Annotated in this window: 10 protein-coding genes and 2 tRNA genes; 5 read left to right on the top strand and 7 right to left on the bottom strand. The window is 72.8% G+C overall.

What is annotated here, in order from left to right:
• From ACIPWA_RS19140 to ACIPWA_RS19120, 5 genes are all read left to right on the top strand, one after another.
• Positions 1-75 (top strand) — tRNA-Leu (locus tag ACIPWA_RS19140).
• A gap of 106 nt (positions 76-181) precedes the next feature.
• Positions 182-266, top strand: a tRNA-Leu gene (locus ACIPWA_RS19135).
• A 197-nt stretch (positions 267-463) separates the two neighbouring features.
• Entirely contained in the window at positions 464-1,225 is a 762-nt protein-coding gene (locus tag ACIPWA_RS19130) for a class E sortase (RefSeq protein ID WP_068625292.1), read from the top strand.
• The gene (locus ACIPWA_RS19125; protein ID WP_169834197.1) at positions 1,225-1,383 is read left to right on the top strand and encodes a hypothetical protein; all 159 of its coding nucleotides are present in this window, start codon (positions 1,225-1,227) and stop codon (positions 1,381-1,383) included. The genes ACIPWA_RS19130 and ACIPWA_RS19125 overlap by 1 nt, the downstream gene beginning before the upstream one ends.
• A gap of 133 nt (positions 1,384-1,516) precedes the next feature.
• Positions 1,517-2,500 carry a S66 family peptidase gene (locus ACIPWA_RS19120; RefSeq protein ID WP_400292186.1) on the top strand — a complete coding sequence of 328 codons (984 nt, stop codon included), beginning with the start codon at positions 1,517-1,519 and terminating at the stop codon, positions 2,498-2,500.
• 101 nt (positions 2,501-2,601) lie between these two features.
• Here the strand turns inward: ACIPWA_RS19120 and ACIPWA_RS19115 are convergent, their stop codons facing one another.
• From ACIPWA_RS19115 to ACIPWA_RS19085, 7 genes are all read right to left on the bottom strand, one after another.
• The gene (locus tag ACIPWA_RS19115) at positions 2,602-3,036 is read right to left on the bottom strand and encodes a VOC family protein (protein ID WP_056646968.1); all 435 of its coding nucleotides are present in this window, start codon (positions 3,034-3,036) and stop codon (positions 2,602-2,604) included.
• Between the two features lie 100 nt (positions 3,037-3,136).
• Positions 3,137-4,531 carry an LssY C-terminal domain-containing protein gene (locus ACIPWA_RS19110; RefSeq protein WP_400292184.1) on the bottom strand — a complete coding sequence of 465 codons (1,395 nt, stop codon included), beginning with the start codon at positions 4,529-4,531 and terminating at the stop codon, positions 3,137-3,139.
• A 43-nt stretch (positions 4,532-4,574) separates the two neighbouring features.
• Positions 4,575-6,590, bottom strand: a complete 2,016-nt coding sequence (ligA, locus tag ACIPWA_RS19105; protein ID WP_400292182.1) for an NAD-dependent DNA ligase LigA — start codon at positions 6,588-6,590, stop codon at positions 4,575-4,577.
• 133 nt (positions 6,591-6,723) lie between these two features.
• Positions 6,724-7,008 carry a hypothetical protein gene (locus tag ACIPWA_RS19100; protein ID WP_056646973.1) on the bottom strand — a complete coding sequence of 95 codons (285 nt, stop codon included), beginning with the start codon at positions 7,006-7,008 and terminating at the stop codon, positions 6,724-6,726.
• 56 nt (positions 7,009-7,064) lie between these two features.
• Positions 7,065-8,009, bottom strand: a complete 945-nt coding sequence (locus tag ACIPWA_RS19095) for a DNA-3-methyladenine glycosylase family protein (RefSeq protein ID WP_400292179.1) — start codon at positions 8,007-8,009, stop codon at positions 7,065-7,067.
• Entirely contained in the window at positions 8,006-8,656 is a 651-nt protein-coding gene (locus ACIPWA_RS19090; RefSeq protein WP_082618587.1) for a methylated-DNA--[protein]-cysteine S-methyltransferase, read from the bottom strand. The genes ACIPWA_RS19095 and ACIPWA_RS19090 overlap by 4 nt, the downstream gene beginning before the upstream one ends.
• Entirely contained in the window at positions 8,653-9,195 is a 543-nt protein-coding gene (locus ACIPWA_RS19085; RefSeq protein WP_400292177.1) for an RNA polymerase sigma factor, read from the bottom strand. The genes ACIPWA_RS19090 and ACIPWA_RS19085 overlap by 4 nt, the downstream gene beginning before the upstream one ends.
• Positions 9,196-9,211: the final 16 nt, after the last annotated feature.

The raw sequence follows: 9,211 nt of genomic DNA, 5'->3' as shown, positions 1-9,211 counted from the left end.
TGGCGGAATGGCAGACGCGCTAGCTTGAGGTGCTAGTGCCCTTTATCGGGCGTGGGGGTTCAAGTCCCCCTCCGGACACTCGTTGAGACAGCGAACCGCGAAGCGGACCAGGGAAACCTCGGTCCGCTTCGTTGTGCGGGACCCGGTGGAAGCACCGGCAGCAGGACACAGCAAGACACCCGTCCGGGTGGCGGAATGGCAGACGCGCTAGCTTGAGGTGCTAGTGCCCTTTATCGGGCGTGGGGGTTCAAGTCCCCCTCCGGACACTCGTTGAGACAGCGAACAGCGGAGCGGGTCCAGGGCAACCTGGGCCCGCTTCGCTGTTTCTGCCCGCCCCCCCTGGCCCGGCCCTTCAACTGCGACGACGGGCCTTTCCACCCTCCGTGCACGGGCCCCGGCTCGCCCGGACCGACTAGGCTGTGGACTCGATCCGCGCCGCGGTCACGACCGGAGAAGAGGGCTTGTGAGGCACACCAGCAACCGAACGCACGGCCGTTCCGGCGGCGGCGCCATCTCCGCGGCCTTCGGGGTGCTGGGCGAGCTGCTGATCACCCTCGGCGTGATCTTCGGCCTGTTCGTCGTGTGGCAGCTGTGGTGGACCACGGTCCAGTCGAACCAGGCCGCGCAGACCATCATGACCCAGTTCCAGGAGACCCTTCCGGAGGCCCCGCAGGTCGCGGGCGAGCTGCGCACCGACGCACCGCCCGTCCCGGAGGCCGTGGCAGAGGGCGAGACCATCGGCGCCCTCGTCGTCCCCGCCTGGTACGGCAAGACCGACAACACCATGCCGATCGTCGAGGGCACGGCGACCCGACTGCTCAACAAGGCCGTCGCCGGCCACTACACGCAGACCCAGCAGGTCGGCGAGGTCGGCAACTTCGCGCTCGCCGGGCACCGTCGCACCTATGGCAACTCGTTCCGCTTCGTCAACGAGCTCGTCGAGGGCGACCAGGTCATCGTCGAGACCGCGACCACCTGGTACGTGTACGAGGTCACGGGCCACGAGATCGTGCTCCCCAGCCAGGTCGACGTCATCGCCCCCGTACCGAACCAGCCCGGCGTCGAGCCCACCGAGCGGCTCCTGACCCTCACGACGTGCCACTCCCCCACCCTGGGAGAGTTCGGCAACTCCCACCGCTGGATCACCTACGCGAAGTTCGTCGGCTGGATGGACCGTGCCGACGGCATGCCCGAGCAAGTCCTCAACGACCCAGGAGTGCAGTGATGTACGGGTGGATCTTCCGGCACCTGCCGGGCAACCGCTTCGCCAAGGTCGTCCAGTCGCTGATCCTGGTCGCGGCCGTGGTGCTCGTGCTGTTCACGTGGGTGTTCCCGTGGGTCGCCGAGACGTTCAACGTCAACGGCGACCCGAACTTCGACTAGAGCGTGCCGGGCGCCGACGACACGATCGGCGCGGCAACCGTGAGCCGACGGACCACAGTCCCGCAGCCGTGGTCTCATGGGCGGCATGCCTCTGCGCTTCCCACGCCCCCTCCGACCCGGTGACCGCATCGGAGTGACCAGCCCTTCGGCCGGGGTCGGCGAGCCCGGACGGGCGCGCATCGACTTCTCGATCGACTGGCTCCGGGCGCGGGGGTTCGAGGTGGTCGTGGGCGAGTGCATGAGCGCCGACCGGTGGGTCTCCGCACCCAAGTCGCAGCGGGCCGCAGAGCTGACAGACATGCTCACCGACCCGGCCGTTCGCGCCGTCATACCGCCGTGGGGCGGTGCTGGCACCGCGCTCGACCTGCTCGACCAGCTCGGCTACGAGGCCATCGCCCAGGCAGAGCCGACGTGGGTCGTTGGCTACTCGGACTCCTGCTCGTGGATGCTGCCGCTGACCCTCCGGTCCGGGCTGGCGACGCTGCACGGCGACAACCTCGCCGACACGCCGTACGGGTCGCCCCCGGGTCTCGTGCACTGGCTCGACCTCGCGATGTCCGACGGCGACGTCACGCAGTCCGACAGCGGGATCGCAGCGAGCTGGAGCCCGCTGTCGGACGCTTCCGCGACCGAGTGGCTCGACAAGCAGCCCAGGACCTGGGACCTGTACGGATCCGCGCCCACCCTGGACGTCGCAGGAACCCTGATCGGAGGGTGCATCGAGGTGCTGTCCGGGATCGTCGGCTCACCCTATGGAGACGTCCGGGCCTTCGGGCGTCGGTCCGGTCCGCTCCTCGTCTACCTCGAAGCCGCCGAAGAGTCCGCGTTCACGATCTGCCGGTACCTCCACCAGCTCCGGTACGCCGGCTGGTTCGACAGCGCAGCCGCAGTACTCATCGGCAGCACACGAGCACCAGGTGGGACCACCGACGGTGGACTGGCGCAGCGTGACGCCGTCATCGACGCCCTCGGGGACCTCAGGATCCCGATCGTCTTCGACGTGGAGATCGGTCATGTCCCACCACACCTACCGCTGCTCAACGGCGCACGGGCGCGAGTGGTGATCGACGCGACACGGCGGAGCATCACCCAGTCCTGGTCGAGCAGCCCTCGGTAGCCGTCGCTCTTGCGCAGGTGCTCGCCGGACACCTGACGTTCCCCGCGCCTTCCCGAGCAGTGCCGTCTCCTGCCTGTCGCCGAGTGCCGGCGCCGGCACGCTCAGTCGAGGCAGAACTCGTTGCCCTCGACGTCCTGCATCACGATGCAGGACTCCTCGTCCTCGTCGGCCGGCAGCAGGCGCACGCGGGTCGCGCCGAGCGCGACCAGCCGCGCGCACTCGGCCTCGAGCGCCGCGAGGCGCTCGGCGCCCACGAGCCCGGTGCCGACCCGCACGTCGAGGTGCACGCGGTTCTTGACGACCTTGCCCTCGGGGACGCGTTGGAAGTAGAGACGCGGCCCCACGCCCGTGGGGTCCTGGCAGACGAACGCGGCCCCCCGGTCCGCGGGCGGCAGAGAGCCGGCGAAGTCCTCCCAGGTGGCGAACCCCTCGGGTGGCGGCGGGACCACGTAGCCCAGCACCTCGCACCAGAAGCGGGCGACGCGCTCGGGATCCGCACAGTCGAAGGTGACCTGGAACTGCTTGACCTCTGCCATCGGGCCACGATATCCACGCGTCCTTCGTCGAGCACGGCCGATCGCCTCGCGACACGCCAGCGGCACGGCAGCGGCACGGCACTGGCACGAGCCGGGACCGTCACCCGACGGCGGGCACCACGGGCGCGCGCCGGCGTTCTCGCCGCAGACGCCGCTCCGTCCGCTCGTCCCGCGTGTAGGCCGCGGCGTCCCTGCTCGAGAGCGTGAGCAGCACGAGGATGTCGAGCGCCACGGTCAGCAGCGTGGTGCGGAGCGTGATCTGGTCCCCCGACACAGCCCACCCCACGAACGAGGACGTGGTGCTGATCGCTGCCAGCACCATGACCAGGGCGCGCGCCCAGGTCCGGCCTTTGAAGACCCGCCAGGCCAGGAAGAGCTGGAACAGGGCGACGAGCGAGAGGATCACCACGACCACGACCAGCAGGGGGCCCGACGCCTCGTCGATGTCCTGCTGCGTCACGTCGCCGCCCAGGAACAACGACCTCAGCGTCTGGTCCCAGTGCAGCGCGAGGTTCGCGAGCCAGATCATGTCCGCGACGACGCCCAGCACGACGAGCAGCGCGCCGGCCGTCGTGGCGGCCGGGCGGCGAGGCTTCTGCGCGGCGTGGTCCGCGACCCGTTCGGCAGGCGCCGCCACCGCCCGGACGTCGACCACGGGCAGGTCGCCGTCGGTCCTGATCGCGTCGCCCCCGCCGTTGCGCGCGTGATAGCCCGTCGAGAAGTCCTCGATGACCTCGACCTCGACGCCGACGTCGGCGCCCTCGAGCGTGGCCACGACGTGGTCGCGCTCCTGGTCGGTGTCTGCCTCGATCTTGTGCGTGACCTGGAGCGTGAAGAGCGAGAAGCCCACGGACCGGTCGTAGGTCCCGGCCGCGAGCCAGTCGACACGACGCCCACCTGGCAGCGGCCAGTCCGGCGGGCACCGCCAGAACCGGATGTGGTGCCGTCGCGACGGGTTGCCCTCGACCTCCTGCTGGTACGCGAAGTCCTGCTGGCGCCCGAACAGGAACAACGGGCTCACGGGAGCCTGGTCGTAGCTGCGCCTGCTCAAGGTCGCCGCGACGATCCGCCCGCTCGAGGCCAGCGTGACGTCGTCCGCGACCGTCCACCCCGCGGCCTCCATCGCGGCACGTACCTGGCCCTCCTCGCCCAGCAGGGCCAGGTTGACGGGGTCGCCCAGCAGTCCGTTCGCGGTCCGGGTGCGACCGATGAAGTACTCGGGCACGTAGAGCGTCGTGAGGATGCGGTGCAGGCGTGGCAGGGCCAGGTACGCGATCACGAGCCACACCGCGACGACGTAGAGGACCGTGAACCAGCCGATGTGGATCGACTCGCTCAGCACGAGCCACGCGAGCCACACCGACGCGAGGCCCGCGAAGACGAAGAAGAAGCCGTCCCCGAGCTCGACGAGCCGGTGGCTCACGCGGCGCCGCGGCGCCGGGCCGGTGGTCGGGACCACGGGGCCGACCGCGTCGGGTGCGCTCTGGCGGGTCACGATCCCACCCTAGGGCGCAGGGCGGGAACGGGCCGGGCGAGCGCTAACCCACCATCTCCAGGAACTCCGCGGGCGTCACGATGCGCACCCCGAGGTCCGTGGCCTTGACGTACTTGCTCGAGGTCGAGGGCTCCGAGACGAGCAGGCTCGTCGCGGACGACACCGACGAGGACGCCTTGCCGCCGTTGGCCTCGACGAGCTCGGCGACCGTGGTCCGCGAGTAGCCGGGGACGGAGCCCGACACCACGACGGTCATGCCCGCGAGCGGCAGGGCCACCGTGTCCTCCGGGTCCGGCGCGGTGCCCGTGTGAACGCCCGCGGCCGCCAGTCGTCCGAGGACCCCTCGGGCCTCGAGGTCGTCGAGCCCCTCCCGGATCGCTGCGGCCCGGATCGGTCCGATCCCGTCCACGGCCGCCAGGTCGTCGACGGTCGCGGCGCGCAGCAGGTCGAGCGTGGGGATGGCCGCCGCGAGGCGTCGTCCCATGGTGCGCCCGGTCATGCGGATGCCCAGCGCCGTGATGACCCGGTTCCAGGCCGCCCCCTTGGCCCGCTCGATCTCCGCGGCGATCTTGACGGCGTTCTTGGCACCGAGCATGCGGCCCTCGCCGAGCGGCAGCGACGTGAGGGTCTCGACGTCGAGCGAGAAGAGGTCCGCCACGTCCGCGACCAGACCCTGCTCCACGAGCGACTCGACGATCTCCGTGCCGATGCCCTCGATGTCCAGGGCGTCACGGCTCACGGCGTACCGGATCGTCGCGCCGACCGACAGGCTCGGGTCGGTCGAGCGCCACAGCAGCGTGCTCTTGTCCCACTCGCCGCCGTTCGGGTCGGTCGCGGGCGGGGTCCAGGGCGTCGAGTCGGCCGGACGCTCGTCCAGGACCACGGACTCGATGTACGGGATCACGTCGTTGGCCCGCTTGATGACGACCGTGTCCCCGACGCGCACGTCCTTCTCGAGCATCCAGGTCGCGTTGTGCCCGGTCGCGAACGTGATGGTCGTGCCGCCCACGAACACGGGCTCGACCTCGACGCGGATCGCGAGACGCCCCGTGCGACCGACCCCGGTCGTGATCGCCACGACCCGGGTCACGGCGGTCTCGGCCTCGTACTTGTACGCGACCGACCACCGCGGGGTGCGCGACCCGGAGCCGAGCCGTGCGCGGTCGGCGTCGAGGTCCGCCTTGACGACGATCCCGTCGATGGGGAACCCGAGGTCCGGACGGCGCTCGGCGAGCGCGGCCACGGCCGAGCGCACCGCGACCGTGCCCGGCTCCCCGGTCAGGACCACGGGCTCGCCGCCCGCGAGCCACGGGGCCAGCGCGCGGGCCGTGCCGATCCCGGCCTGCTCGACCACCGTGAGCCGGGCGCTGTACGACGGGTCTGCGACGGTCGCCGGGGAGCCGTCCACGGGCACCACGTCGTACGCCGCGAACGTCAGGAGCCCCGCGTAGGCCGCGTCACCCTTGCGCAGGATGCCCGCGGCGGCGTTGCGCGGGTTGACGAACGGCGCCCCGCCCAGCGCGGCCCGGGCGGTCTGCGCCGCGGGGAACCGGGCGTCGGCCATGAACACCTCGCCCCGCACCTCGACCGAGAGGTCCGCTCCCACGAGCCGCGCGGGCAGCCCGTCGATCTCGAGCCGTCGGACCCGCTCGGTCACGTCCTCGCCGGTGCGTCCGTCACCGCGCGTGGCGACCAGGTCGAGGCGTCCGGCGCGGTAGAGCGCCCGGATCGCGAGCCCGTCGAGCTTGGGCTCGACGACGACCGGGCCGTCGATCGCGAGCACCAGGGCGTCGAGCGCGTCGAGCGTGGGTGCCTTGTCGAGCGAACCCATCATCGTGGGGTGCTCGACGTCGCCTCCCGCGGACTGGCCCGCTGCCACGGCGTCGAGCAGGTCGGCGAACTGCCCCGCGAGCGAAGGGTCCGCGGCCACGGCGATGCGCAGCTGCTCGATGCCCGAGTCGTACTCGGCGTCCGACATCCTGAGCTCGTCGGTGTCGTAGTAGGCGCCGGCGGCGGCGCGCAGGCCCTCGGCCAGCGCGGTCAGGTCGGTGTCGCTCATCTGCATGCCCTTCGCGTGTGCGTGCTCGCACCCTCGTGCCGGGCCGGTCGGCCCGCGGGGTGCAGTCTTGCGCACGCCACCCACGCGCGCCGGTCGCCGCTCCTCCCGGAGGGCCGGCGACCGACGAGCCGGGTCAGACCGAGCAGTCGCAGACCGGGTTGAACTCGACGACCTGGTCGCCGAGCTCGGGGTGCGCCCAGGCCTGGGCCTCCGCGAGGGAGGCGAACCGGCGTCCGGCGAGCCGCCCGTTGGCGAACAGGACCCCGGCCTCGATCTGGTCGCGCACGTCGTCGTCCGCGCCGCTCGTCGTCTCGGGTCCGGCCGCTCCCCCGTCAGGCGTCCGACGGCGCACGTCGTCGTCCGCCGGGTCCTGGTCCCGCGCGTCGAGGTCCGGTGCGGTGTGCGTCGTGGTGCTCATGGTGCGTCCCTCCCGAGGGCCGAGGCTTCCTCCAGTATGGCTCCGGTCGCGAGGCGTCAGTAGGCCGTGTGCGTCCAGAGGTGGAACAGCGCGTAGGCCCGGACGGGCGCCCAGGCCTCGGCCGTCCGTGCGGCTGCACGTGCGTCGATCCCGCCGAGCGCCTTGCGGAGCACGAGGTCCCCCGGGACGAACCCGTCGCGGTCCCCCAGGACCTTGACCGAGAGGTAGTCGACGGTCCACGGCCCCACCCCCGGCAGGGCGAGCAGCTGCGCGCGGGTGTCCGCGAGCGCCGCGGGGTCGTCCGCGACGTGGGGCCCGAGCACGAGCCCGTCCGCGCAGGCCGCGGCGAGCGCGAGCAGCGTGCGGGTCCGGGCGCCCGTGATCCCGACGGCGGACTGCAGCTCCGCGGCCTGCGCGCCGGCGAGCGTGTCCGGGTCGGGGAACAGGCGCAGACCGTCTGCGCCCGCGACGTCGCCCTCACGGCCGTAGGCTCCCGCGAGCCGCCCCGCGAAGGTCCGGCACGCCGCGAGCGAGACCTGCTGGCCCAGGACGGTCGTGACCGCGGCCTCGAACCCGGACGGGTGCCCGACGACGCGCAATCCCGGCCGTTCGATGAGCAGGGGCGCGAGCACCGGGTCGGCGCCCAGGACCGTGTGCACGGTCGCGAGGTCGGCGTCCGCGTCGAACCACCGGGCGACCAGCGCGCGGACCGCGTCCGGGTCCCCGCCGACCCCGCTCACCTCGAGCGCGTCGGGCGTCAGCCGCACCGTCACGGCAACGGCTCCCGCGCTCGTCTCGACGAGCCGGGTCACCTCGCCGCGGTCGACGCCGGAGCGGTCGACCCGGTCGACGCCGGGCACGGCGTGCGCGACGAGCGTCGCGAGCGCCGAGGCCGCGTCGAAGGGCCGGACCACGGGGACGTGGCGCGTCCAGGACCCTGCCCTGTCCCCGGGCGCGCCGACCTGCGGGACGGTCGTGACGCCGTCGGGCACGGGGGTCACGCCGCGCTCTCCAGGGCGAGCAGCAGGCGCTTGGCCTCCGCGCCCCCCGCATAGCTGCCGCTCGTGCCGTCCGAGCGCACGACCCGGTGGCACGGGACCACGAGCGGCAGCGGGTTCTTGGCGCACGCCGTGCCCACGGCCCGCACGGCGCGCGGGCTGCCCGCGGCGACCGCGACCTGGGCGTAGGACGCGGTGCGCCCATAGCCGATGTCGCGCAGGTGGGTCAGCACCTCGCGCCGGAAGGGACCCGAGGCCATGCTCAGGTCGAGCGGGAGGTCGAACGCGCGGCGCTCGCCCGCGAAGTACTCGTCGATCTCGGTCGCGAGCCGGTCCAGGCGCCCGGGGGCGCGCAGGACGCGCGGGCTCACGGTGCGGGCGATGCGGTCGAGCACGGCGTCGTGCCCCTCGACGTCGAACGCGATACGCACCACGCCCTGGTCGGTCGCGGCGAGCAGGAGCGTGCCCACGGGCGTGTCGAGCGTGCGGTAGGCGACGTCGAGCAGGCCCGACGACGCAGCGTCCGCCGCGAGGCGGTCGTGCAGCCGCGAGAGCGCGGCCCGGGAGTCGTCGTCGGGCGCGGCGCCGCGGTCGAGGTCCCTCCCGAGGGAGGCGAGCAGGTCGGTCGGACGGGGCGAGGTGTCGCTCATGAGGCACTTCCCTTCGAGGTGCGGGCGGGCGAGGGGGCCGGTGACGAGGAGCGGGCGGCCGGATACGTGCGCCGCAGCGCCGCCATGCCGTCCGAGGCGGCGCGGCGTGCGGCGTCCGCGCTGCCTCCGAGGATCGACGCGACCTCCTGGTACGGCAGGCCGGCGACGTGGTGGTAGGCCACGGCCTGCCGCTGCTTGGGCGGCAGGGCCGCGAGCGCCCGCCACAGGTCGTCGTCGCCCTGGTCGATGCGTCGCCCGGGGATCCCGTCGCGGCTGGGCTCGTGGAGCAGGTCGGCGACGTCGGGCACCGCGATCGGAGCGCGGGCGCGCCGCCGGGTGACGTCGATCGCCTTGCGGTGCGCGATCGTCACGAGCCAGGCCTCGACGTTGGCCCCCTCGTCGAGGCGCGGGTAGGCCGTGAGGGCGGACAGGAAGGTCTCGGACCAGGCGTCGTCGGCGTCCACGGGGCCGAGGACCGCACGGCACACGCGCAGGACCGTGGCGCCGTGCTCGGCGACGACGCGTTCGAAGGGCTTCACGTCCGGTAGACGCACC

The sequence above is a fragment of the Oerskovia enterophila genome (genome assembly GCF_044748475.1).
GTDB classification, from domain to species: domain Bacteria; phylum Actinomycetota; class Actinomycetes; order Actinomycetales; family Cellulomonadaceae; genus Oerskovia; species Oerskovia enterophila.
Note: the sequence above shows the minus strand (reverse complement) of the source record. Positions and strands in the feature narration are given on the sequence as shown.

Coding starts and splice junctions, on each gene's coding strand:
- ligA (WP_400292182.1), bottom strand. CDS start 6,590: ATGAGCGACACCGACCTGACCGCGCTGGCCGAGGGCCTGCGCGCCGCC.
- ACIPWA_RS19100 (WP_056646973.1), bottom strand. CDS start 7,008: ATGAGCACCACGACGCACACCGCACCGGACCTCGACGCGCGGGACCAG.
- ACIPWA_RS19125 (WP_169834197.1), top strand. CDS start 1,225: ATGTACGGGTGGATCTTCCGGCACCTGCCGGGCAACCGCTTCGCCAAG.
- ACIPWA_RS19115 (WP_056646968.1), bottom strand. CDS start 3,036: ATGGCAGAGGTCAAGCAGTTCCAGGTCACCTTCGACTGTGCGGATCCC.
- ACIPWA_RS19090 (WP_082618587.1), bottom strand. CDS start 8,656: ATGAGCGACACCTCGCCCCGTCCGACCGACCTGCTCGCCTCCCTCGGG.